At 71.2% G+C, this 24,752-nt stretch carries 19 protein-coding genes and 1 pseudogene; 2 read left to right on the top strand and 18 right to left on the bottom strand.

Translation table 11 applies throughout. The features are described 5' to 3' along the window. Positions 1 to 16 precede the first annotated feature (16 nt). The 7 genes from OG510_RS06585 to OG510_RS06555 all read right to left on the bottom strand — a co-directional run bounded on the left by OG510_RS06585 (position 17) and on the right by OG510_RS06555 (position 5,976). Entirely contained in the window at positions 17 to 244 is a 228-nt protein-coding gene (locus OG510_RS06585; protein WP_406135822.1) for an acyl carrier protein, read from the bottom strand. 152 nt (positions 245 to 396) lie between these two features. After that, positions 397 to 993, bottom strand: coding sequence for a LysE family translocator (locus OG510_RS06580; protein ID WP_406142318.1), 597 nt, complete (start codon positions 991 to 993; stop codon positions 397 to 399). 413 nt (positions 994 to 1,406) lie between these two features. Then, positions 1,407 to 2,549, bottom strand: coding sequence for an LLM class flavin-dependent oxidoreductase (locus tag OG510_RS06575; RefSeq protein WP_406135821.1), 1,143 nt, complete (start codon positions 2,547 to 2,549; stop codon positions 1,407 to 1,409). Between the two features lie 63 nt (positions 2,550 to 2,612). Next, the gene (locus OG510_RS06570) at positions 2,613 to 3,935 is read right to left on the bottom strand and encodes an SfnB family sulfur acquisition oxidoreductase (RefSeq protein WP_406135820.1); all 1,323 of its coding nucleotides are present in this window, start codon (positions 3,933 to 3,935) and stop codon (positions 2,613 to 2,615) included. Between the two features lie 3 nt (positions 3,936 to 3,938). Further along, positions 3,939 to 4,493 (bottom strand): NADPH-dependent FMN reductase, encoded by a 555-nt coding sequence (ssuE, locus tag OG510_RS06565; RefSeq protein ID WP_406135819.1) that lies wholly within the window; start codon positions 4,491 to 4,493, stop codon positions 3,939 to 3,941. Positions 4,494 to 4,528: 35 nt separating this feature from the next. Then, a complete protein-coding gene (sfnG, locus tag OG510_RS06560; RefSeq protein WP_406135818.1) occupies positions 4,529 to 5,647 on the bottom strand; it encodes a dimethylsulfone monooxygenase SfnG in 1,119 nt (372 codons plus the stop codon). 236 nt (positions 5,648 to 5,883) lie between these two features. Then, entirely contained in the window at positions 5,884 to 5,976 is a 93-nt protein-coding gene (locus OG510_RS06555; RefSeq protein ID WP_406135817.1) for a putative leader peptide, read from the bottom strand. A 137-nt stretch (positions 5,977 to 6,113) separates the two neighbouring features. On the opposite strand from OG510_RS06555, the gene OG510_RS06550 reads away from it, so the two are divergent. After that, positions 6,114 to 7,061 carry a LysR family transcriptional regulator gene (locus OG510_RS06550; protein WP_406135816.1) on the top strand — a complete coding sequence of 316 codons (948 nt, stop codon included), beginning with the start codon at positions 6,114 to 6,116 and terminating at the stop codon, positions 7,059 to 7,061. Between the two features lie 88 nt (positions 7,062 to 7,149). Here the strand turns inward: OG510_RS06550 and OG510_RS06545 are convergent, their stop codons facing one another. Beyond that, complete coding sequence (locus tag OG510_RS06545) at positions 7,150 to 7,656, bottom strand: hypothetical protein (protein WP_406135815.1); 507 nt, start codon at positions 7,654 to 7,656, stop codon at positions 7,150 to 7,152. A gap of 526 nt (positions 7,657 to 8,182) precedes the next feature. Here OG510_RS06545 and styB point away from each other — a divergent pair. Further along, a complete protein-coding gene (styB, locus tag OG510_RS06540) occupies positions 8,183 to 8,671 on the top strand; it encodes a styrene monooxygenase NADH-dependent flavin reductase subunit StyB (RefSeq protein ID WP_406135814.1) in 489 nt (162 codons plus the stop codon). 56 nt (positions 8,672 to 8,727) lie between these two features. Here the strand turns inward: styB and OG510_RS06535 are convergent, their stop codons facing one another. The 10 genes and pseudogenes from OG510_RS06535 to OG510_RS06490 form a co-directional block, all read right to left on the bottom strand. Further along, a complete protein-coding gene (locus OG510_RS06535; protein WP_406135813.1) occupies positions 8,728 to 8,958 on the bottom strand; it encodes a phosphopantetheine-binding protein in 231 nt (76 codons plus the stop codon). A gap of 6 nt (positions 8,959 to 8,964) precedes the next feature. Further along, positions 8,965 to 9,504, bottom strand: coding sequence for an isochorismatase family protein (locus OG510_RS06530; RefSeq protein ID WP_406142317.1), 540 nt, complete (start codon positions 9,502 to 9,504; stop codon positions 8,965 to 8,967). A 114-nt stretch (positions 9,505 to 9,618) separates the two neighbouring features. Further along, positions 9,619 to 11,271, bottom strand: a pseudogene (locus OG510_RS06525) ((2,3-dihydroxybenzoyl)adenylate synthase); the annotation flags it as partial. After that, entirely contained in the window at positions 11,268 to 12,476 is a 1,209-nt protein-coding gene (locus tag OG510_RS06520) for an isochorismate synthase (protein WP_406142316.1), read from the bottom strand. The pseudogene OG510_RS06525 and the gene OG510_RS06520, both read right to left, overlap by 4 nt. 85 nt (positions 12,477 to 12,561) lie before the next feature. Next, positions 12,562 to 13,341: a 2,3-dihydro-2,3-dihydroxybenzoate dehydrogenase gene (locus OG510_RS06515; protein WP_406135812.1), complete on the bottom strand. Its 780-nt coding sequence runs from the start codon at positions 13,339 to 13,341 to the stop codon at positions 12,562 to 12,564. Further along, the gene (locus tag OG510_RS06510) at positions 13,338 to 20,639 is read right to left on the bottom strand and encodes an amino acid adenylation domain-containing protein (protein ID WP_406135811.1); all 7,302 of its coding nucleotides are present in this window, start codon (positions 20,637 to 20,639) and stop codon (positions 13,338 to 13,340) included. The genes OG510_RS06515 and OG510_RS06510 overlap by 4 nt, the downstream gene beginning before the upstream one ends. Positions 20,640 to 20,738: 99 nt before the next feature. After that, complete coding sequence (locus OG510_RS06505) at positions 20,739 to 21,002, bottom strand: MbtH family protein (protein WP_406135810.1); 264 nt, start codon at positions 21,000 to 21,002, stop codon at positions 20,739 to 20,741. Further along, positions 20,999 to 21,814: a YqcI/YcgG family protein gene (locus OG510_RS06500; protein ID WP_406135809.1), complete on the bottom strand. Its 816-nt coding sequence runs from the start codon at positions 21,812 to 21,814 to the stop codon at positions 20,999 to 21,001. Before OG510_RS06500 ends, OG510_RS06505 begins: the two co-directional genes overlap by 4 nt. Before the next feature lie 144 nt (positions 21,815 to 21,958). Continuing rightward, positions 21,959 to 23,368 carry a hypothetical protein gene (locus tag OG510_RS06495; protein WP_406135808.1) on the bottom strand — a complete coding sequence of 470 codons (1,410 nt, stop codon included), beginning with the start codon at positions 23,366 to 23,368 and terminating at the stop codon, positions 21,959 to 21,961. Positions 23,369 to 23,673: 305 nt separating this feature from the next. Continuing rightward, entirely contained in the window at positions 23,674 to 24,705 is a 1,032-nt protein-coding gene (locus tag OG510_RS06490) for an iron-siderophore ABC transporter substrate-binding protein (RefSeq protein ID WP_406135807.1), read from the bottom strand. Positions 24,706 to 24,752: the final 47 nt, after the last annotated feature.

Raw genomic sequence — 24,752 nt, 5'->3', positions numbered from 1 at the left:
GTTCCGATCCTCGTCTCTAGGAGTTTTCCACGTGCGCCTTGACCAACTTCACGAGATCGCCGACCCGTTTCAGCGGGGCCTCGAATATCTCGCTGTCACCGATCTTGATTCCGCATTCCTGCTCGACTCGGACAACGATTTCAAGAATGGTCAACGAGTCGATTCCGAGCCCGTGCAACTCGTCGTCGAGCCCGATATCGGGCGGCGCGGAAGGGCCGAGTGCGGACGCGATGATTCCGCGCACTTGTGCGCCGGTCCTCTCGGGAGCGCCTGGCGTATCGGGAGCGCCTGGCGTATCGGGAGTTTCGATTCTTTCGGGAGACGTCACAATGATCCCTCTTCCCTGAACTGTTCTTCGCTTTCCGGCCGTTCCGCCGGCCCATGAGGGCCCGCTGCCTAGGCCATGGGGCCCGTCATCACCGCGGTACGGAGTCCGAGCAGCAGCAGGACGACCCCGCTCACCCAGGCCAGCGCCACCCCGACCGCGGGCCGGGCCAGCAACTTCCTCGCCAGGCCGACCAGGGTGACCACCACCGCGTACCAGCAGGCGCTGATCATGATCTGCACGCCGGTGAGCGTGATCACGTCGGCGGGTGTGCCGCCGCCGACCGGCAGGAACTGCGGGATCAGGGCCAGATAGACGGTGGCCATCTTGGGGTTGGCGGCACTGGTGACCAGCCCTGATCGGTAGGACCGCCACAGGCTGCCCGCGCTGGACTCCTCGGGTTCTTCCGCCTGTTGGCGGCCGAAGTTCCGCCGGTTGCGCACCGTCGTCACCGCGAGGTAGCAGAGGTAGACGGCGCCGGCGAGCTTGAAGATGGTGAACACCAGTGGGGAGGTCTGTGTCAGCGCGGCCAGGCCGAGAGCGGAGGTTGCCGCCCACATGAGCAGTCCGGTGCTGCTTCCGAGTATGGTCACAAGCCCGGCGCCGCGTCCAAAACGCAGTGTTTCATTCACCAGCACCATGAATGACGGTCCTGGAGCGGCCACCATCGCGAAAATCGTCGCGATGAAAACCCCACTCACCATGGGGCCGCCGCACATCCGATCGCCATTCGACCGGGGTGCGGCGCTAACGCATGCGCATCCAATCGAAATGCCCCTTCCAAGACCCGGCGCCCGGCCGGATCTTGATTGCCTTCGAGTGGCACGCTATCGGCTTCTGGTGGCTCAAGCAACAGTTTGTTGAAGAGGGTGCGGGGTGCGGCAGGAAGTTACAGCCCAGTAAGAATCGATTTCAGTCACCCGGAATACGCCTATGCCCCGGTCACGTCGCACGCGCTCCTTCGGGCCGTACACATTCAGCCATGAGCAGATTGCCGCGCATGGAATGAACGGAACCCCGCGTACCGAACGCACCGAGGGGGCCCAGCCGGTCGGCGGGGCCCCCTCGGCGCGGCGGCCGGTCAGGTGAACGGCACCTGGGCGGCCGGAGCGGCGCCCCGCGCCGACGGGTGCTGCCACAGACCGTCGGCCGCCAGCCGGGGCAGCACCCCCTCCCCGAACCAGTACGCCTCCTCCAGATGCGGGTACCCCGAGAAGACGAACTCCTCGATACCCAGCGCCGCGTACTCCTTGATCCGCTCGGCGACCTCCGCGTGACTGCCGACCAGCGCCGTGCCCGCGCCCCCGCGCACCAGGCCGATCCCGGCCCACAGATTGGGGTGGATCTCCAGGCCGCCCCTGCTGCCGCCGCCGTGCAGCGCGAGCATCCGCTGCTGTCCCACGGACTCGCTGCGGGCCAGCCCCGCCTGCACCGACGCCACCGTCTGCTGGTCGAAACCCGCCAGCAGCCGGTCGGCCTCCGCCCACGCCTGCTCGGAGGTGTCCCGGGTGATGACATGCAGCCGGATCCCGAACCGCACCGAACGCCCCTGCTCCGCAGCGAGCTTCCGGATCCAGGCGATCTTCTCGGCGACCTGCGCCGGAGGTTCGCCCCAGGTGAGATAGACGTCGGTGTGCCGGGCCGCGATCTCGCCCGCGATCGGCGATGAGCCGCCGAAGTAGACCTCGGGGACCGGATCCGGCGTCCTGGCCAGCTTCGCGTCCTCGACGCTGAGGTACTCGCCCCGCAGATCGACCGACTTGCCCGTCCACAGCCCCCGGACGATCTCCAGGAACTCCCCGGTGCGGCGGTAGCGGGCGTCCTTGTCGAGGAAGTCGCCGTACGCGCGCTGCTCGTGGCTCTCACCGCCGGTGACCACGTTGAGCAGGAGCCGGCCTCCGGTCTGCCGCTGGAAGGTGGCGGCCATCTGCGCGGCGAGCGTGGGGGAGACGAAGCCGGGGCGGAAGGCGACCAGGAACTTCAGCCGTTCGGTGTGCTGGGCGACCATCGCCGTGGTCAGCCAGGCGTCCTCGCACCAGGCGCCGGTGGGGGTGAGCGCGCCCACGAAGCCGAGATCCTCGGCGGCGCGGGCGATCTGGCTCAGATAGGCGACCGTCGGCGGGCGGTCGCGTCCGCTGGCGGTGGCGGGTGTGCCGTGGCCGCCGCCGACGACATGGCGGCTGTCGCCGTTGGTGGGCAGGAACCAGTGGAAGGTGAGGGGCACGTGGTGTCTCCGTTCGGGGAGTTCCGGGGGCGGGACAGGCAGCGGGAGAGGGGAGACGAGATGTCAGAGCAGGCCGTGGCGGGGCGGCCGGATGTTGTCGAGTACGTACCGTCCGATGTGCTGGACCTTCCAGCGGACCGGGTCGTGCAGCGTGTGGGTGCGGGCGTCACGCCAGTACCGGTGCAGATTCAGGGAGTTGAGAGCCGAGCGGGTCCCCGACACCTCGAACAGGGCGCCGGACACCTCCACCGCGGTCTGCGCCGCCTGCACCTTCGCCGCGGCCACCGCGATCGACGCCTCGGCCGCCGTGTCGTCCGTGAGATCGGCGCGCGCCGCGTCCACGGCCCGCGCACCGTCACGCAGCAGCGCCTCCGACGCCCGGAGCCGGACGGCCAGTTCACCGAAGCGCTGGATCAGCAGGGGATCCTCCGCCGCCCTCTCGGCGCCACTCTCGAACCAGGGGCGGCTCGTGGTCCGTACGAACCGGGCCGCCTCGGCCAGGGCGCCCCCGGCGATACCGGTGTCGATCGCCGCGTGCAGCAACTGCGCCACAGCGCCGTGGAGTTGTGGCCCCTGGAAAGTGAGGTGGTGCGGCAGGACGCGGTCGGCCGGTACCCGTACGTTCTCCAGACGGACCGTGCCGCTGGCTGTCGTGCGCTGGCCCAGGCCGTCCCAGTCGTCCACGACGGTGAGCCCCGGCGCGTCCCGGGGCACGTAGGCCACCTGCGGCGTCTCGTCCTCGGCGCGGGCCAGGACCGGGATCCAGTGGGCGAAGAGGGCCCCGGTGGAGTAGTGCTTGACACCGGTCAGGGTGTACGAGCCGTCCGGCCGTGGTGTCAGGCGGGTGCGGATGTCCTGGACGTGCCGGGTGCCTGCCTCCGACTGGGCGTTGCCGAAGCGCGCCCCGGACAGCAGCTCGCCGAAGAAGAACTTCCGCTGCTCGTCGGTGCCTTGCCGGCGGATCACGTTGACGTACGCGAAGTGGCTCTGCGGGATCTGGGCGAGGCTGGCGTCGGCGGTGGCCAGCAGCCGGAAGATCTCGGCGAGGGTCTCCGCGGAGACATCCGCTCCGCCGTGTCCGGCGGGGACGGTGACGGCGAGCAGGCCCGACGCGGAGAGCCGGTCCAGCTCCGCGCGCGGCAGACGGCGTTCGGCGTCCCTGGCCGAGGCGTCCGTACGGAACTCGTCGGCCAGCGACGCGGCGACCGCGCGGGCCTCCGCGTCATCGGCGATGACGTGGGCGGGGGCGACGGGGCCGTCGGGGGCGCCCGGGGTGGCGACGGTGGGGTCGGTCCTGGCGCGGGCGGTCCCGGTGGGGTCGGTCCTGGCGCGGGCGGTCCTGGCGCGGGCGGTCCCGGTGGGGTCGGTCCTGGCGTGGTCGGCCATGGCTCAGCCCGCCGCGGCCAGCAGTGGCGTACGGCCGATGGCCGCCGCGAACTGGTCGAGCACCTGCGTCAGGGCCTCGCTCGCCCCCGGCGCGACGGTGAGGGAGCCGTCCTCGTGAGCGGTGAGGTCCGTGTCGAGGGTGAACCAGCCCTGGACGATGTGCCCGGCGCCCATGGAGCTGAGGACCGGCCGCAGGGCGTAGTCGATGGCCAGCACATGCGCGGTCGTACCGCCGGTGGCGAGCGGCAGCACGGTCTTGCCGGCCAGGGCGTACTGCGGGAGCAGATCGAGGAGGGCCTTGAGGGCGCCGGAGTAGGCGGCCTTGTAGACGGGGGTCCCGACGACTATCCCGTCGGCGCGGGCGAACAGCTCGGTGGCCCGGACGATCGCGGGGTGCCGGAAGTCCGCGCCGAGCAGCGCTTCGGCGGGGATGGTGCGGACGTCGAGCGGGACCACCTCATGGCCCTGGGCCGTGAGCCGGGCGTCGAGATGGCTCAGGAGTCTGCTGGTGCGGGAGGTGGGGGAGGGGCTGCCGGAGACGGACAGGACGGTGGCCATCAGGGGTCCTTTCTGGAGAGTCGGGGGGTGTGTGCTCAAGCGGACAGGGGCGCGGACTCCGTGGCGTCGTCCGGCAGTTGGGCCTCCAGCTCGCGTACCAGCGGCAGCACACGCCGCCCGAAGTACTCGACTTCCTCGTGGTAGTGCAGGAAGCCGAGGAGGAAGAGATCGACGCCGAGCTTCTTGTACGCGACCATCCGCTCGGCGATCTGCTCCGGCGTACCGATGAGCCCGGTACGGAAGCCGTCGTTGTACTGGATGAGGTCCTCGAAGGAGGAGTCCTGCCACATGCCCTTGCCGTCGGCGGCTGACCGGCCCGCCTGTTTGACGGCCGCGCCGAAGCCCTCGACGGCCTCGGTGTCGGCCTGCGCGACGATTCCGCGCAGGGTGTCGCGCGCCTCGGCCTCGGTGTCGCGGGCGATGAGGAAGCCGTTGAGGCCGAACTTCGGGGCCTTTCGGCCCGCTTCGGCGGCCGACCTGCGGACGTCCTCGATCTGCTCGGTGACCCCGGCGAAGTCCTTGCCGTTGGAGAAGTACCAGTCGGAGACCCGGCCCGCCATGGCACGGGCTGCCGTGGAGTTGCCGCCCTGGAAGATCTCCGGATGGGGGCGCTCGGGCGTGTTCAGCGGCTTGGGCTTGAGGGAGAAGTCACGCAACCGGTAGAAGTCACCGGCGAGTTCGGCATGGTCCTCGGTCCAGATCTGCCGGAGCGCGCGGATGAACTCCTCCGAGCGGCGGTAGCGCTCGTCGTGTTCGAGCCAGGGCTCACCCAGGGCCGTGAACTCGCCCTTGAACCAGCCGCTGACGACATTGACCGCGAACCGGCCCTGGGAGAGATGGTCCGCCGTGGCGCCGAGCTTGGCGAGGACACCGGGGTGCCACAGACCGGGGTGCACAGCGGCGACCACCTTCAGGCGTTCGGTGGCCAGCAGCAGGGCCAGGCTGAAGCTGGTCGACTCGTGCTGGTACTCGGCGCCGTAACCGGCCATGTACCGGACCTGGCTGAGGGCGTAGTCGAAACCGTTGTTCTCGGCGAGAACGGCGAGTTCGCGGTTGTAGTCGTATCCCCAGTCGGTGCGCTGCTCGATTTTGCTGGTGACCAGACCACCGCTGACATTGGGAACCCAGTAGGCGAAGGTGAGGGGCGCGGGCATGCGGAACTCCTGTTGCGGAATGCTCGGAATTTCAGGCACGCCGAATACGGCGGGCTCGGCCGGGAGCCGGATTCGGACGGTGTGACGACAGCGCGCGGCGACCCCGCCGCACCGACCGGTAGGGGCGGCGGGGGCGAGGACGCGGTACGAGCGTGGGCGCGGGCTCGGGCGCGGAGGAGCAGAGGCAGAAGAGCAGAAAAGGCGGCGGACCAGCGAAAATCAGGCCGCTGGGCGGATCAGCGAGTCAGGCCGCAGGCACGACAGGAGGCGCTGGAGACGCGAGCGAGGTCGACGTAGCGTCGTCGCGTGAGGCCCTGTCGCTTGTTCATGAACTCGATGCTGGCAGCAGGCCGGGAGAACCGTCAAGGGGAACCCGACCGGTTTTGTGGCGCTGACCATTGAATTTCACGAACCTGTGACAGGGAAACCCTTGAATGGCAGGGAAAAACAACCGCATTCTGCTGGGATGCGGACCGAACAACTGGAATACATCGCTGCGGTGACCCGGCTCGGTTCGCTGCGCCGGGCAGCGGAGGAACTGCGCCTGTCGCAGCCCGCGCTGAGCGAGACGGTCAGAAATCTGGAAAGGGAACTGGGCGTCGACCTCCTGGACCGCAAGCGGTCCGGGTCGACGATGAGCGCCCAGGGCCGTGAGCTGCTGCCGCACATCGTGAGCGTGCTGGAGGCACTGGACCGGCTGCGGTCGGCGGCCGGCGAGCAGCACCGGATCAGCCGGATGGTGCGGGTGGGCACGGTGAACGCGGCGACCGTGCCGCTCCTGGTGCCCGTGGTACGGGACTTCCGCGCGACGCACCCGGTCACCCAGGTGGAGGTCGTCGGAGCACAGCAGACGGAGATCCAGCGGGCCCTGGCCGAGGGCGGGTTCGACCTCGGGCTGGTCAACCACCTGGACGGCGACGACGTACCCGCCGGCCTGGAGACGTCCCGGCTCCTGCGCGGCCGCCCTGTGGTGTGCATGCACCCCGACAGCCCGCTCGCTTCCCGCCCGGCGGTCACGGCCGACGAACTGCTCGGCGAGCCACTGGTCGCGATGCGCTCCGGCTATGTCATGCACCGGTTCGTGCACCGGCTCCTCGCGGGCCGTGTACCGGCGTTCTCGTACTCGACGGACGGTGCCGAGATGGGGAAACTGATGGTGGCCGAAGGGCTCGGGGTGACGGTACTGCCGGATTTCAGCGTGATCGGCGACCCGCTGGAGCGGCTCGGCCGGATCACCCACCGGCCGCTCGCGGACGATTCGACGCGGGTGCTGCTGATGCTGCAGCGGCGCAAGGGCGACTCGGTGCCCCAGGCGGCGCAGGATCTGCACCAGGGGTTCGTGGACAGAGCCAGGGAACTGAACCGGCTGCGGTCCCTGGCCGGCGCCGGCCCCACGGCGGCGCCAGGGACCTGAGCCGGCGCCGGAAGGCACAAGGTCGTCGAAGGGATTCCGCCCAGCGGGACAGCCTGCTGACACTTCCCGTACCCGGGGACCCGGCTGCTCAGTAGTGCCACCGGTTCGCGCCGGCCGAATAGCCGCACGCGATCCGCCGCCCGGCCGCGTCCGTGGTGGTCGCGCCCACGTCGGCGTTCCGGCAGAACTGTCCGGCGTGGTAGCAGTTGCCGGCGTTGGACCGGATGCCGCACACCTGTGTCCTGGCGGAGCCGCCGCCCGTCGACGTACTCCCGCCCGAGGCGGCGCTACCGCCGCCGGATGATGACGACCCGCCGCTGCCGGACGTACTGCCCGACGTACCGCCGGACTTGCTGCTGGGTACGGCGTGCGGTGGGTGGGCGCATGACTCGCCTGTCTCCACGGCCTTGAACGTGAGCGTGGTGGCCGTGCTGTAGACACCCGAGGACGGTGTCTGGGTGCACACCTTCCAGTTGTAGGTGTGCACCACGGAGCGCCTCAACTCGCTCGCGTCCGCGTACGAAACGGACTTCACGTGGTGCTTGCGGACGTCTGCCACTGCCTTCTGGAGGTTCCAGCTGGTGTGGTCGCTCACGGGCTCCGTGACGGCCGGCTTCTTCGAAGGGGGCGCGGAGGGCGAGGCGGACGGGGACGCGGTGGTGGTCGGTGTGGCGGACTGAGAAGCGGCTGTTCGCGCTGAAGCCGACGGTGTGGCTGATGCTCTGTCGTCCTGGCCCCCGCCGGAGCACGCGGAGACGCCCGCGAGCAGAACCGCCAGCCCGACCGCCGCCGGCCCTCGGGAGACCCGGCGCCCCTTCCTCCCGCCGTGCTCCCGGTCCTGGGCACCGTTGCGTTCCGACGATCTCGGTGCAGCCCGAAGAGACATGCGACCCCCTGGTTCTTGTTGCCACTCGCTGCCGCGCTCCTGGGCAGATTAGGGGAGATCTTAAGGAGGTTGTGAGGTTCTTGTGAAATCAGGAAGGTGGGGGTCGGTGCGCGATAGTCAGTGCGCGGCATCCCGAAAGTCGTCTTATGTAGGTTAGGCTAACCTAAGTTTGAATGGCTGGGCGGGGAACTCCGCTCCAACGCCGTCCCGTTCACCAGGAGAAAGGGGAGCGCCGATGCGACCGTCCAGGCCGGAGGTGTCCACGGCCCAGTACCGCAAGTCCGTTGCTCTGTTCGCGACGGGCATCGTCGTGGTGACTGCCGTCGATGCCGAGGGGAAGACACACGGCGCGACCGTGAACAGCTTCACCTCGGTCAGCCTCGATCCGCCGACCGTCATGGTCTCGCTGCGGAAGGGGAAGACCCACTCACTCATATCCGAGAGCGGCTGGTACGGAGTCAGCGTGCTCAGCCAGGAGCAGAGTGCGTACGCGTCCCACTTCAGCGGCCCGCGCGACGGGCTCGTGGAACCGGACTTCGTCTCGGGCGACCACGTTTCCACGCTTGAGGGGAGCCTCGCCCGGTTCGAGTGCGAGGTGATGCGCGAGATCGGGATCCACGATCACACCCTGTTCGTCGCGCGGGTGGATTTCTCCAGCGCGACCGACGGGATCCCGCTGGTCTTCTTCGGCAGCCGGCACAGCCACGTGCTGCAGCTCGGCTGAACCGGCCGTAGCGCCGCACGGGGCGACGCCCCCCGCCCCCCCGGCGGGGAGCACGGTCAGGAGCCGGCCCCGAGGAGCGGCGCCCAGATACCTATCTCGGGTCGTGCCGCGAGGTCCGCGAACCCGGCTTCCACCCCGTGCTCGCGCCGCCATCCCTCCAGGAGGGTCATCATGCGGATGGAGTCGAGCCCGTAGTCGACCAGGTTCTCGTCGAGGGGGACGTCCGCCGGGTCCTCGCCCAGCGCGTCGGCGACATCCGCGCGGATCCGTTCCACGGTGAGTGCCATGACCGCTCAGAGCTCCTTGAGAAGCGCGTCTGTGCTGGTGACGACGGCGCAGCGGCCGGCCGCCCAGCGCAGGGCCATGTCGTGGTCCTGCCGGGAGAAGTCGGCGACCGCGTCGGCGACCACGAAGGCTTTGATGTCCTGCATCCAGGCGTCGCACGCGCTCATCAGCACACCGATGTGCGCGTAGACCCCCACGACGACCAGTTGATCGCGCCCGAGGTCGCGCATCCGCCGGAGCAGATGCGTCTGGACGAACGCGCTGTACTTCCACTTGGTGATCACCGTGTCGCCCACCTGGGGTGCGAGGACGGCGGGAATGGCCTTCGCGCGCTCGCCGTCCGGCAGCCCCGGACCCCAGAAGTCCTGCTGGAGGCCCCGCTGTTCGGGCGTCTGGCCGCCGGGCTGCGCCGAGTACGCGACCGGAATGCCTCTGCGGCGTGCCTCGGTCGTCAGGCGCTCCACATTGTCCAGCAGCTCGGTGACCGGGGAAGCGCCTTCGGTGAAGGCGTCCAGGAAGTAGTTCTGCAGATCGTGCACGAGCAGCATGGCCCGGTCCGGGTCGACGGTCCACTCGACGCGGTTCGCGGGCAGCTCGTCCGTGGTGGGCATGGGGTACGGGGTGATGGCGGGAAGTGCCATGGCGGAAGCCTCTCGGTGGTGCGGGGGTGCGGTGGTTCCCGGGGCGGCCGCGGTACGCAGGTCCTTCTTGCTGACCTTGCCGATCCCGGTCTGCGGGAAGGCGTCGACGAACTCGACCCGGTCGGGGACCTTGTAGGCGGCCAGGCCCCGTTCGCGGACGTACTTCTTCACGGCGGTGGGCTTCAGCGGCTCCGCGCCCCGGCGCAGGATGACGTACGCGCAGCTGCGTTCGCCGAGGTAGCCGTCCGCCATCGCGACGACGGACACGTCGTGCACGGCCGGGTGGGCGAGAATGACGTTCTCGACCTCCTCCGCCGCGATCTTCTCGCCGCCCCTGTTGATCTGGTCCTTGGCCCGCCCTTCCACGACGAGGTGTCCGGTGGGGGTCCTGCGGACCACGTCGCCCGTGCGGTAGAAGCCGTCATCGGTGAAGGCGCGCGCGTTGTGTTCCGGGGCGCGCCAGTAGCCGCGGATCGTATAGGGGCCCCGGGTGAGCAGATGGCCTGTGGCGCCCGGAGCCACCTCACGGTCCGCGTCGTCCACGATGCGTATCTCGTCGTCCGGTGAGATGGGCCTGCCCTGGGTGGTGACCACGGTCTCGCACGGGTCGTCGAGCCGTGTGTAGCTGACCAGGCCCTCGGCCATCCCGAAGACCTGCTGCAGGGCGCATCCCAGTGCGGGCCGCACCCGGCGGGCCGCTGCCTCGCTGAACTTCGCGCCGCCCACCAGCAGCACCCGCAGGCTGGACAGGTCGTACGGTGTGCCGGGCCCGGCATCCGTCCAGACCAGGGCGAGGGGCGGCACCAGACCGGTGAGGGTCACGCCCTCCCGTTCGATCAGCGGGAAAGCGGTGGCCGGATCGGGCTGCGGGCACAGGACGACCCGCCCGCCCGCGTACAGCACACCCAGCGAACCGGGTGAACTGAGCGGGAAGTTGTGCGCGGCGGGCAGCGCGACCAGATACACGGAGTCCTCGTCGACCCGGCAGATCTCATTGGAGCCGCGCAGCGAGTAGAGGTAGTCGTCGTGCGTGCGCGGGATGAGCTTCGGCACTCCGGTGCTGCCGCCGGAGAGCTGGAGGAAGGCGAGGTCGTCCGGGGCGGGCCCGTCGCTCCCCTCGCTCCCGCCGTGGCCGTCCGGCTCACGGGGCACATCGGTGAGCGCGGTGTGCTCACCCGGCTCGCCCACCACGAACACCTCGCGCAGCGTGGGTACTTCGGTGCGGACGGCCGAGGCCAGGGCGCGGTGGTCGAAGCCGGCGTGCGTGTCGGGCACGACATACGCGACCGCCTCGGTGAACGAGCAGAAGTAGCCGATCTCCAGCTCCCGGTGGGCCGGCAGTGCGAAGACGGGCAGCGCGCCCATCCGGAAGAGAGCGAAGACGACCTCGAAGAATTCCGCGACATTGGGCAGTTGCACGACGACACGGTCGCCCTTGCGGATGCCCCGGGCGGCGAATCCGGCGGCCAGCCGGTCGGCCCGCTCGTCCAGCTCCCGGTAGGTCCAGGCCCGCCGCTCGCCCGCCGGGTCCACGACGGCGATCCGGTCGGGGTGCTCCGCGGCCCGCTCGCGCAGCATCCCGCCGAAGGTCTCGCCGCGCCAGTAGCCTGCCGCCCGGTAGCGCTCGGCGAACTCCTGCGGCCACGAGGGCGCTCCCTCGACCGCGGGGCTCACTGCTCGACCCCCAAGGCGTCCAGGAAGGTACGGAACTTGGCTGCGGTCTCCGCCGTCTCGGCCTCCGGCGACGAGCCGGGCACGACCCCCGCGCCCGCGTACAGGCGCAGTCGGCGCCCCTGCGCTTCGGCGCACCGTATCGAGACGACCCATTCGCCGTCGCCGCTCGCGTCGGACCACCCGGCCATCCCGGTGTAGTGGCCCCGGTCGAAGGGCTCCAGCTCGTTGATCACCTCACGGGCGCGCGCGGTCGGGGTCCCGCACACGGCGGGTGTCGGGTGCAGCGCACCGGCCAGCTCCAGCGCGGAGACGGCCGGGTCCTGCACCTCCCCGCTCAGGGTGGTCGACAGATGCCACATGGTGGCGGTGCGCACCAGAGTGGGACGTGCGGGCACGTCGAGGTGTGCGCAGTACGGGGCGAGCGCCGCACGCACGGCGTCCACGACCACCGCGTGCTCGTGCAGGTCCTTGGCGGAGTCCAGCAGCGCCGACGCCCGGCGCACATCCTCGGCGAGATCGGCGCTGCGGGGCGCCGACCCGGCCAGCGGGTTGGCGACCACGCGGGATCCACGCCGGGACACCAGCAGTTCGGGGCTCGCGCCGAGCAGCGTACGGCCGGGGCCCGACGGCATGGCGAAGGTGTAGCCGCCGGGGTCGGACCCGGCCAGTCTCCGGAGCACGGCCGGGATGTCGGGCTCGGCGGCGGACGTCAGCTCCAGGGTGCGGGCGATGACCACCTTGCTGAACTCACCGGCCCGCATCCGGCGGACGGCGGACGCCACCGATGCGGCGTACTGGCGGGCGGTGGGCACCTCCCGTACCGTCCAGCCGCCGGCCGGCGGCGTACAGGCGGGCGCGGGCAGTGCGATGAGCGGGTCGTCCCGCAGGGCGGGGGCCCAGCTCACCGTGTGCGGTACGGCCAGCAGCGCGGGGGCCGAGCGGTCGAAGGGCACCGTGCCGACGACGAGCGCCGCACGGTCACCGCTGCTCCGCCGCTCCGCGAGCAGCTCCGACACGCGTGCGGCCGGCGGGCGTTCGTCCTGCGGTACTTCGAAGCGGGCGCCGTGGGCGAGCAGAGTGCGGGTGGGCGAGGCGAAGAACCAGTGGTCGCCCGGCTCGTACGCGGTGAGGAGTGCGGTGGCGGCTGCGGCCCCCGTGAGGGGCCGGGGGCCGGAGCCCGAGGAGCGGGAGGTGCCGGCGGACACCGGCGGTCCTGCCAGGCCGGGAAGGGAGGTCACGGGGGCTCCGATCGGAGAGGAGGGGTGAGACGTGCGGAGGGGCTGGTGCCGGTCAGGCACGGAGTGTGGCGCCGCCGTCCACGTACAGGTCGTGCATCGTGATGTGACGGGCCCGGTCGGAGACGAGGAACGCGACGGCGTCGGCGATATCGGCGGGATCGGCGATCCGGCCGAGCGGGATTCCGGTGCGGTAGGTCAGCGGGTCACCGTCGATGACCCGCTGTGGTGCACCGGGGTCAGTCCACAGCTGCCGCTGCATATCGGTCAGGGTCGAGCCGGGCGAGACGATGTTGCAGCGCACGCCGACGGGCGCGAGTTCCAGGCCGAGGCACTTGGTGAACATGACCGCGGCCGCCTTGGACGCCGCGTACGCGGCCATCCCGCTGCGGGGCACCCCGGCCGCGTTCGAGCCGACGGTGACGATGCTGCCCGCGCCACGGCCGCCCATCACACGGGCCGCGGCCCGTGAAAGGTGGAAGACCCCAGTGGTGTTGACGGCGAAGGTCGCGGCCCAGTCGGCGTCGCCGAGATCGACCACAGGCGCGGGGCGGAGGATTCCGGCCACGCTCACCGCGATGTCCAGGCGGCCGTCGGTCCGCTCCGCCCGCGCCACCAGCTCGTCCACCGCGGCCGCGTCGGTGACATCGACCCTGCGGGCGGTCACCAGGCCCGGGTACGCATCGGCGAGCCGGTCGACACCGTCGGAGTCCTGGTCCGCCGCCACGACCCTTGCGCCCTGCCCGACGAGCGCCCGGACGACCGCCTCGCCGATGCCCCGGCCCGCGCCCGTCACCACGGCGACACGGCCGGAGAGTTCACTGCCCGCGCTCATATGCCCATGACCTTCCGTATGCCGGCCGGGGCCGGGGTCTGTGCCGATGCCGACGCGACGACGCGGGTCTCCGCGGCCGGCCGTACGCCGGCCAGATCGCGCAGTCTGCGGTCGAGATGGCGCCCGATCTCCGCGAGGGGGCCGTTGCGGGTCATGTCCTTGTGGCGGCAGGTGACGTTGTGGTTCTCGATCGCGCCCTCCACATACGGCTTCCAGTCCCGGTGTGTCAGCGCCGTGTCGACCTGGTCGACCGTGGCAGTGAAGAAGAGCAGGTCGCCGTCGAACACCCGGTGCTCCACGCCCTGTTGCAGGACCGCCGATGACACGAAGGTGTCCATCACCCCCTGGATCGAAGGTGCGGCCAGCTCGGAGAGGATGCCGCCGCGTTCCGCGATGACCGCCATCACCCGCTCCCGGTCCAGCGGCTCGTCGTCCAGCTGCGACAGGTCGTAGTGCGACATGTACAGCAGTGACCGCAGGGCCTGCTGCTCGTGGTCGTCTGCCAGCTTCTCCCAGGGGTAGCGCGGGTACGAGTCGAGCATCCCGAGCAGGGCGACCTGCTCCCCGTCCCGGCGCAGCAGGGTGGCCATCGTGTGGGCCACGACGCCGCCGAACGACCAGCCCACCAGGTGGTACGGGCCGTGCGGCTGGACCTCCCGGATGTGCTGGACGTACTCGGCCGCCATGTCCGCCAGCGAGGGTGCCGCCGGGAGTTCGCCGGTGAGCGCCCGGCTCTGGATGCCGTACAGCGGGCGCCGGATGTCGATGTGCTGGCGCAGCCCGGCGAACGGCCAGCTCAGCCCGGACGCGGGGTGCAGGCAGAACAGCGGCGGCAGATCGCCGCTGGTCCGCAGCGGCAGCAGGACACCGAGGGCCTGCCTGCTGCCCGCGCTGGAGGCGGACGGCGGCGCCAGGCCGTCCCGGTCGTCCAGATACCCGGCGAGAGCGGACACCGTCGGGCGGGTGAACAGGTCAAGGACCGGCACATCCCAGCCGAGGCGGGCGCGCAGCGCCGTCTGGACCCGGGCCAGCAACAGGGAGTGGCCGCCCAGGTCGAAGAAGTTGTCGTGCGCGCCGACCCGCGGCAGACCGAGCGCCTGCGCCCACACCTCCGCCACCAGCCGTTCGGTGTCGTTGGCCGGCTCCGTGTAAGGGGCCGTCGCGGCGCGTCCGTCCGCCGCCCCGTCCTCGGACGCGGCGAGCGCCTTCCGGTCCACCTTGCCCGACGTCATCAGGGGGAAGGCGGACACGACCCGGCAGTTCCGCGGCACCATGTACTCGGGCAGCGCGGTGCGCAGCCAGTCGAGCAACTCGTCGCCGTCCGCGGGCGGATGCCCCAGGTCCGGGGTGCACCAGGCGGCCAGCTGGTCGCCGCCGGGCCCGCCGTGCCGGACCAGGACGACGGCCTGGCGCACGCTCGGGTGCCGGCCGAGCACCGACTCGATCTCCTCCAGCTCCACCCGTACTCCGCGGATCTTGACCTGGTTGTCGACCCGGCCCAGGAACTCGATGTTCCCGTCCGCCCGGAAACGGGCCAGGTCGCCGCTGCGGTACAGCCGCGCCCCCGGCTCGCCCGAGAAGGGGTCGGGGACGAAGGCGGCCGCCGTGCGGCGGGGATCGCCGAGGTAGCCCCGGCCCAGCGGGACACCGCCCAGATACAGCTCGCCCGGCACCCCCACCGGCACCGGATTCATCGCCGGATCGAGTACGTACACCGCGGTGTTGGGGTTCGGCCGGCCGATGGTGATCCCCTGCTCCGCGTCGCCGCGGTAGACCTGGCAGGTCACCCCGATCGTGGTCTCGGCCGGACCGTACCCGTGGTACATCGTGGCGTCGCCCAGCCGGTCCCGGAAGCGACGGAACAGCTCGGGGGTGAGCACCTCGCCACCGCACCAGACGTGTTTGAGCGAGGCGCCCGCCTCCGCGATGTCCTCGCGCCCCAGCATGATGTCGAGGATCGAGGAGACGAGATAGACGAAGGCGATCCGCTCCCGCCCGATCAGCTCCAGGAGATGCGCCACGTCCCCCTCGCGCCCCGCGTCGGCCACCACCAGGGTCGCACCGGCGGCCAGTGGCAGAAAGATCTCGTTGACCGAGATGTCGAAGGTCAGCGGGGCTTTGTGGAGCACCGGGTCGTCCGGGGTCAGGCCCAGCAGCCCGATCTGCCAGGGCAGCCGGTTACTGATGGCGCGGTGCCGGATCATGGCGCCCTTGGGGGTGCCCGTCGAGCCCGACGTGTAGATCACGTACGCCAGGTTCTCCGGATCGATCGGCACGTCGGGGCTGTGCTCCGGATGGCCGGTGAACCAGTCCCCGTCGAGGTCCAGTTCGAGGGTCCGCACCGTCGCGGGCAGGTCGCTCGCGGCCTCGGCCGTGGTGAGGACGGCCGCAGGACGGGCGTTGTCGACGATGGTGGCGATCCGCTGCGCGGGCCACGAAGGTTCCAGCGGTACGAAGGCGCCACCGGCCTTCTGCACGGCGAGCAGGCCCACCACCATCTCGGCGCTCCGCGGCAGATGGATGCCGACGGTGCGCTCGGGGCCCACACCCAGCTCGCGCAGCCGGTGCGCCAGCCGGTTGGCCAGCGCGTCCGTCTGCCGGTAGGTGAGCCGGCGGCCGCCCGCGACCAGCGCCTCGCGCTCCGGGTGGCTGCGGGCCTGCTCCTCGAACATCGCGGGGAAACTGCGGGCGTCGACCGGGGCCGCGGTGTCGTTCCACTGGTGGAGCATCAGGTCCCGTTCGGCGCCCGAGAGTATCTCCAGCCTGCTGATCGGGAGGCCGGGCTCGGCCACCGCCTGCCGCAGCAGCCGCAGCAGCCGCTCGGTGAGCCCCCGGGCGGTGTCCTCGTCGAACAGGTCGACGGCGTACTCCAGGAACCCTTCGATGCCGTCGCCGCCGGGGGCGTCGCTCAGCGAGAGAGTGAGGTCGAACTTGGCGGACCCGTTGTGTACGCGGACCGGCCGGGCGGTGAGCCCGGGCAGACTCGGGTCGGGGCGCCCCGCACCGTAGGAGAGCATCACCTGGAACAGGGGGTGCCGCGCGGGTGAGCGGACCGGGCGGAGCTCCTCGACCAGCCGCTCGAAGGGGATGTCCTGATGGTCGAAGGCGGCCAGGTCGACGGCGCGCACCCGGGCCAGCAGCTCGGCGAAGCCGGGGTCGCCCGACGTGTCGGTGCGCAGGACAAGGGTGTTGGCGAAGAACCCGACCAGATCCTCCAGGGCCCGGTCGGTGCGTCCGGCCACCGGGCTGCCCAGCGGGATGTCGGTGCCCGCGCCGAGCCGGGTGAGCAGAGCGGCCAGGCCGGCCTGGAGCGTCATGAACACGGTCGCCCCGCAGCGCTGGGCCAGTGCCCGGACGGCGCGGTGCAGCTCCGCGTCGATACGCACCGGGACGGTCCCGCCCCGGTGGCCCGCGACTGCCGGGCGGGTCCGGTCGGTGGGAAGGTCGAGCTGATCGGGGAGCCCGGCGAGCTGCCCGGCCCAGAAGGCCAGCTGCCCGGCCGCGACATCGTTCGTCCCGGAGAGCAGTTCCCGTTGCCACAGGGCGTAGTCCGCGTACTGCACGGGCAGTGGCGCGAGGTGCGGGGCGCCGCCCTCCCGCCGGGCGGTGTAGGCCGCGGCCAGATCGTCCGCCAGCGGCGCCAGGGACCAGTCGTCACCGGCCGAGTGGTGCAGCAACAGCAGCAGTACGTGGTCCTCGGGGCCTGCCCTCAGCAGCCGTGCGCGCAGCGGGAGTTGGCTGGTCAGGTCGAAGGCGAAGCGGGCGGTCGAGGTGAGTGCGGCCGTCAGGCCGTCCGTTCCGGTCTCCGTCACATCCCATTCGACGGTGGCACTCCCGGCGTCCAGCACGACCTGGCACGGGTCGCCGTCGTCCGGCGGGAAGACCGTCCGCAGACTCTCGTGCCGGTCCACCAGATCCGTCACGGCGAGCCGGAGCGCGGCCATGTCCAGCGGCCCGGTCAGCCGCATGGCCAGCGGGATGTTGTACGTGGGGCTCGGCCCCTCCATCCGGTGCAGGAACCACAGCCGGCGCTGGGCGTACGAGAGCGGGACGCGCGCGGGCCTGACCGCCGGGACCAGCCGGGGGCGGGCCGGGGCCGAGGTGTCCAGCCGGGCGGCCAGCCGGGCCGGAGTGGGCGCCTCGAACAGATCGCGGACACCGATGCCGGCGTCCAGCGCGTCGCGGACCCGGCCCACCAGCCGGGTCGCCAGCAGCGAATGTCCGCCCAGCGCGAAGAAGTCGTCGTCGGGGCCCACCTGTTCGGCGTCGAGCAGGTCGGCGAAGAGCCCGCACAGCAGCTGCTCGCGGACATCGGCGGGCGGGCGGCCCGCCCGGCCGGCGGCGAGGGAACCGGGGGCGGGCAGCGCGGCGCGGTCCAGTTTCCCGTTGGCGGTCAGTGGCAGGGCGTCGAGCACCACGACGGCGCCGGGCACCATGTGCTCGGGCAGCAGGCCGGCGGCGTGGCCGCGCAGCGCGGCGGGGTCCACCGCCGCGTCGGCGTGCGGCACGGCGTAGGCGACCAGCCGGCGGCCCACGCCGGTGTCCTCCCGGGCGACCACGGTCACCTGGGCGATACCGGGGTGGGTGAGGAGAGCCGCCTCGATCTCCCCGGGCTCGATCCGGAAGCCGCGGAGCTTCACCTGGTCGTCGGCCCTGCCCCGGTGGTCGAGGAGCCCCTGCCCGTCACGGCGTGCCAGGTCGCCGCTGCGGTACATCCGCGAACCGGGCGGCCCGTAGGGGTCGGGCAGGAACCGTTCGGCGGTCAGTCCGGGCCGCCCGAGGTACCCGTCGGCCAGCCCCGGGCCCGCGACGTACAGTTCGCCGACCGCGCCCGGCGGTACCGGGCAGAGCGCGGAGTCGAGCAGCCGCACGCGCAGGTCCGGCAGCGGGACGCCGATGAGTCCGGTGGCGTCCGGTGCCGCGTCGGCAGGCCCGAGCTCCCGGTGGGTGACGTGCACGGTGGTCTCGGTGATCCCGTACATGTTGACGACCCGCGGCGCTCCTTCGGGGTGCCGCAGGAACCAGTCGCCCAGCACGGCCGGCCGCAGCGGCTCGCCGCCCAGAATCACATGACGTAGCGTCAGTTCGTTTCCGGTCAGCGGATCCTGGCGGTCGGCGGCGGACAGCTGCTCGAAGGCGGTGGGCGTCTGGTTGAGCACGGTGACGCGCTCGTCCACGAGCAGCCGCAGGAACTCGGCCGGCGCCCGGCTGACGGTGTGCGGTACGACGACCAGCCTGCCCCCGGTGGCCAGCGCGCCGAACAGTTCCCAGACGGAGAAGTCGAAGGCGTAGCTGTGGAACAGCGTCCAGGTGTCGTCGGGCCCGAAGCCGAACCACCGGTCGGTGGACGTGAGCAGCCGTACGACGTTGCGGTGCGGGATCACCACGCCCTTGGGCTCGCCGGTGGATCCCGAGGTGTGGATGACGTACGCGCAGTCGTGCTCGCTCGCCCCGGCGACGTCCGGCGCCGTGCGGGGGTGCGCCGCGAGGGCTTCGAGTACGGCGGGGGCGTCCAGCACCAGCCGGCCGGCGGCCACTTCACTGTCCGCTTCACCGCCCCCTGCATTGTCCACTTCTCCGTCTGCCGTCCCGGTGACCAGCAGCGCGGGGCGGGCCGAGCGCAGTACGGCGGCGGTGCGCGCGTCGGGCTGGTGCGGGTCCAGGGGCAGATAGCCGGCACCCGCTTTGAGCACGGCCAGGACCGCGGTCACCAGCCGCGCCGACCGGGGCAGGGCGAGGGCGACCAGGTCGCCCCTGCCGATGCCTCTCCCGGCGAGTTCGTGCGCGAGCCGGTTGGCGTCCTCGTCGAGCTCCCGGTAGGTGAGCCGGGTGGCACCGTGGACCACGGCGATGGCGTCGGGGCTGGTACGGGCCTGCCGGCCCACCAGCTCGGTGAGGGTGGTGCCCGGCTCGTCCGGCGGGTAATCCGCTGTGGCCGGGGCGAGTTCGGGGAGCTCGTGCCGCTCCTGTCCGGCCACGGTGTCCAGGAGGCCGATGGGGGAGTGCGGGGCGGCCGCGAAGGACTCCAGGAAGGTGAGCAGACGGCGGTGGTGCGCGGCGATCTCCTCGCCGTCGTAGAGGGCCGGGTTGCCGTCGAGGGTGAGATCCGCGCTCTCCTCCCGCGGGTCTTCGCGGAAGGTGAGGGTCAGGTCGTCGACCGGACCGGCGGAGAGGAAGTGCACCTGCGCCGGGCGGCCGTCGAAGCGCAGATCGGGGGCGGTCATCCCGACGTTCACCAGGGGGCCGGTCAGGCGGCGTCCGGTGGCGGGGAGCCGCAGATCGCGGCGGATGTCCTCGCCGCGGTACCTGGCGTGCCTGCGGAGCGCGCGGAGCCGCTCGTGCACCTGACCGGTCAGCTCGGCCGGGGTCATCCCCGGGCTGAGGTCGAGGACCAGCGGCAGGACGTTGACCGTGGCCGTCGGGATGCGGGCCGCGACCGATCCGAGGCGGCCGGCGAAGGGCAGTCCCAGTACGATGTCGGACCGGCCGGTGACCCGGTGCAGATAGGCGGCGACGGCGGCGAGCTGGAACTCCGGCCGGGTGGTGCGCAGTTCCTCGACCGCCCGCTGCACGGTGCGGCGCGCGGCCTCCGGCTGCGGGCACCGCGCCCGCAGGAATCCCGCGGAGGGCGGAGCCGTGCCGGAGGCGAGACCGGCGGGCTCGGCGGCGCCCCTCAGCAGGTCCTTCCAGTGGTCACGGTCGCGTCCGAAGCGCTCCGACGCCCGGTAGCCGGCCTCTTCGGAGAGCAGTTCGCCCAGCCCGGCGAACGGTGCGGAGGGGCTGTCATCGCCCTTCCCCGCCGCGGTGTACAGCTCGGCCACCCGGCTTTCGGCCAGGGCGAACCCGTAGCCGTCCAGGGCGATGTGATGGCACATGAAGTACCAGATGTGGTGCTCGGGGCCGATACGGATCAGCGCGTTGCGCACCAGGGGGCCGGCCGCGAGGTCCACCGGCCGCCGCAGATCCGCGCGCATCCACTCCAGGGCGTGCGCGCGCGGGTCCTGCCGGGCCGCGGCGTCGATCCTGAGCAGCGGCACACCGGTGTCCGCCCGGTCGGGTTCGCGCTGCACGGCGACCGGTTCCGCACCCGTGCCCCGCTCGGCGTAGCGGACCCACAGCGCCGGGATCCCGGTGACCGTCCGCCGCAGCGCCTCTTCGAAGCGCTGCACGTCCAGCGGGCCGGTCATCTCGATGTATTCGGCGCAGTTGTACGCCGGGCTCATCGGGTCGCGCTGCTGGGCGTACCAGATGCCCGACTGGGAGCCCGTCAGCGGCTGTCCGTCGGCAAAGTCGGTCATGGCGGGCGGTATCCGTTCTGTGGTCGGAGGGTCGGAGGGTCGGAGAGTCGCTGGGGCGGAGGGGCCCGGATGAGGGGCGGACCGGTTTCTGCCGCCGGTTCAGCCGGCGGGCTGTTGCGGCTCGTCGCGCAGGCTGCGGGGGCGCATGTCGGTCCACTTGCGCTCGATGTACGCCAGGCACCGCTCGCGGTCGCCCCGCATCCCCGTCGGGTGCCAGCCGCCGGGCAGCGGACGCCAGGCCCGCCACAGGGCGTACTGGCCCTCGTCGTTGACGACTGCGGCGTACTCGTCCGCGGCGCCGTCGGCGGCGCCGCCCGCGTCGGCGCCGGGCGCTGTGCCGTTACCGGGTCCTGTCGTGTTCATCGCTTGTGCTCCGGGATCTCTTCGTCGGTCGCCAGTTCTGTACGGTGCTCCCGGCCGGCTCGGAACGGGCAGGCGGGCACGGTCCCCTCAGGTGTGTCCGGCAGGAAGTACTGGCGCCACTCCAAATTGCCCTCTTCGCCGTAGTTGCCCAGTTCGGGGGCGGGCTCCATGCCGTCGAAGCGCCGGATCCGGTTGCGGATCACCTTGCGTGCCTTGGCGCCGCGCGGGGAGTCGGCCTCCAGGCCCTCGAAGACCCAGCGCGGCTGGAATGTGATCATGAATCCCTGGCTGTTGCGGCTGTGCCGGGTGACATGTCCCGGGGTGTTGCAGACCACGAAGATCTCGGTGCCGCCGAAGCTGAACTCCCACATCAGCTCCTGCGGATCGGTCGGCACCGCCCCGGGCCACGGTTCCGGGTCCTTCTCGTGCAGGAACTGCAGCACCGACCAGAACCGCTGGAAGTACTCGTCCAGGCTCAGGGCGTGTTCGTCGGGGCGGAAGAACACCACCAGGGAGGTGTCCTTGCCGAGCTCCTGGTAGCACTCCAGATAGCTGCTGAGGATGTCGACGAGTGGTCCCCATGTCCCGTCGTCGTGCGCACTCTCCACGAAGCCGAACCGCAGGGCGCGTTTCTTCGCGGCGGCCACCGCGAAGGTGCAGGGGAACGGATTCCCGGCGCTGAGCAGGGTCGTTATCAGATCCCGCGCCACGGAAGGGCCCCACTGGGGCGTACTCCCGATGGTGCAGGCGGCGATCTCCGCTTCGGCCGTCGGCCCGGCGGGCATGCCGTTGCTGTCAGAAGGGGTGGGCACTGCTGGAACTCCATCCCGGAAGGGGCCGTGACGTGCTCGGTCCGGCGACCGCGCTGAGTCGAACGGGCGGCGCGCGGGGCGGCGTTGCCGCGCGCCGCACCGGCCGGGCGCCGTGCTCGGTGGCGCCCGGCCGGTGGGCGAAGGTCAGAACTGCTGGTACATCTCTTCCGGGATGATCGGCTGGTGGTAGGTGCACTCGCCGGAGAGCACGGTCGAGCCGTGCAGCCGGGACACCGGGATGAGGACCTTGTCCCCCTCGTTGAACTCCAGTTTGTGCGTCGTGTTGTTCCAGAAGTGCATCTGGCCGCGCTCGACCATCACGAGCCGGTGCTCGTTGTGCACATGGGTGGTGGAGGTCTCCTCGTTGCTCTCCACGAAGGTGTCGAGGTCCACCACGATGTTGTTGTCCTCGATGTGCTTGTTGATCCGCTCGGCCTTCTCCTGGTGCAGTTCGATGCTGTCGGCCCAGGCCAGCTGCTCCGCGAGGTCCTCGTCCCAGAGCCGGGAGAACCAGCGGGCGTCGGCGAACCCCTGGTGGAAGCGGTCCACGGCCTGGTCTCCGTAGACGCTGACCAGCGGCAGCAGCAGCCGGTCGACCAGCGCGTCGAGGTCGGTCTCGCGGACGGCGCCCAGAGCGTCGAACAGGGTGCTGCGCAGACCGAGTCCGTCCTCGAAGACCTCTGCGAAGCGCGGCCCGTCGGCTGCTTCCTCGATCTTGTGGTGCAGCAGGGCGCCGAGGAACTCGGGGTACTTCTCGCGGTTGTGCGACAGCTGGTGCAGATGGTTGCCGCGCGCCAGCGAAGTGCCGAGGTAGAGCTGCCAGTAGGCGGCCGCGGTGGGCTTGAGGGCGGCGCCGGCGAGCAGGCTGCGGTACGTGTCGTGCAGCCCGGCCCAGGAACGGTAGTCGTCGAGGAGGAAGGTGCGGGCACCCGGGTGTGTCGCGTCGTACTCACCGAGCGCGGCGCGGCCGACTGCGGTGCGGGCGGCCGGCAGGAAGGCGCTGAGCTGCAGCATCACGAAGGTGGCGGACGCCTTGCGGTCCTTGGTGGCCAGAGCCGTGGTGAACGCTCTGCCGGGCTCCGCGATCCGCTGCTGGTAGTACTCGCGCACCTCGCGCCTGAGGTGGATGGGGTCACTGCTGCCGAGGGGCTTGCGCTCACCGTCGAGCAGGGTGAACAGATGCTGTTCGAGTACGGGAGCGGCAAGGGCGCCGAGCATCCGGTTGCGGTCGCTGTAGAACGCGGCGCCGTCGGTCTCGGGCGCCTTGCCGGCTGTCGGCGGCAGGTAGAGCAGTCCGCTGTCGTAGACGTTGCGCAGCATCCGGTGGCCGAGGAGCGCGCTGAGCTTGAGTGCCTTGGCGGCCGGCATCGGCTTGCTGTAGTCGAGCCAGGCCAGGTCGTCCGGCCTGACGGGCCGCCGGTAGGGGTTGTCCTCGGTGGTGAGTTCCTCCCACTCGGCGGCGCGGAAGGCGGTGTTGGCGGCGAACGCCTTGACGATGCTGTTGGAGTCCTCGGGATCCAGACTGCTGAGTATCTCCGAAGGGGCAAGTGTCATGACGGTCCTCCAAGCGGACGGGAACAGGCGGACGGGAGCAGGGGACGGAACTGGGGCACGGGGACAGGCGCACGGGGAGGCGGCCTGCGGGCACGACGGTGCTGCGGCATGCCACGGGGCCCGGCAGTCGGCGACTTGCTTAGGTAAGCCTTGCCTTAGTTGTGGCTCTCGTCAAGTGGCCTGTCGCCGTGGGGGCGCCGCGTCGGCCGTGGTCCCGTCCCGGCCGCGGACATGCCGAAGAGCCGCATGTCCGGCCCGCCTTGGCGGGCATGCGGCTCTTCGGTGCGCCGTGGTGGCGCCGGGCGTCAGCCCAGGGACTTGGCCAGCGGCGGCAGCAGCTTCCGCATCGACCACGGGATGCTCAGCACGCTGGGGGCGCTGGTGGCCTGGGACATGGTCCGGTCGAGCGGGACATAGGCGTGGTTGCGGACCGCGGGCAGCTTCTTGAACGCGGCGCTCGACTCCAGCTGGGTCCGGTCCTTGGGCGTGTTGTACCAGATGATCAAGGCGTCGGACGTCAGCTCGTCGAGGTGCTCCGTGCTCAGCGAGTTGGCGAAACTGTTCATCTTCGCGCCCTTCTCGACCACAGGATCCAGCGTGAGGCCGGCCTGCTGGAGCACCTTGGTCCTCTCGTCCTTGTACAGCACCACCCGGCCGTTGGCGGGCTGGGGGAATGCGTACAGGAAGCTCTTGCCGTGCAGCTGCGGGTAGGTCTTCGCGTCCTTGCGCAGTCCGGCCTTCACGTTCGCGACGGCCGCCTCTGCCTCCTTCTCGCGCCCGACGGCCTTGCCGATCAGGTCGGTCTGCTCCTCCCAGGGGGTGCCGTACGCCTGTCGGCCCTTCAAGTAGCCGACGGTGGGTGCGATCTGGGAGAGCTTGGCGTAGTCCGCGCTGGTCAGCCCGGACTGGACGCCGACGATGAGGTCCGGGTGGAGTGCGGCGATCTTCTCGACGGAGTAGCCGTCCGTGGTGTTGAGCACCTCCGGCCGGGAGTCACCCAGCGCCTTCTCGGCCCAGGGGCCGACGCCGTTCTTGAAGCTGTCCTCGGTCTTGACGATCGCCACGGGCTTCACGCCGAGCGCGAGCAGCGCGTCCTGGTCGCTCCAGCCCAGGGCGACGACCCGCTCGGGGGCCTTGGGGATCTTGGCCGTGCCGAACTTGCTCTTGATCGTGACGGGGAAGGAGCCCGCGTCGGCCTTGGCGGCCTTGGCGTCCGCCCGGCCCGCGTCACTGTCGGACGAGCCCCCGCACGCGGTCAGGGTCGCGGCGGCGGTCAGCAGACAGCAGGCGCCCAGCAGGGCGCGGCGTGACCGCGACGGGCGTATGGGGCTGTTCATGGTCGAAATCCCTTCTCGGGGCCGCCGGTTGCACGCGGGCGCGGCGG

It is taken from the genome of Streptomyces sp. NBC_01089, from assembly GCF_045162975.1.
Classification (GTDB): domain Bacteria; phylum Actinomycetota; class Actinomycetes; order Streptomycetales; family Streptomycetaceae; genus Streptomyces.
This window is presented reverse-complemented; position numbering and strand designations above follow the sequence as displayed.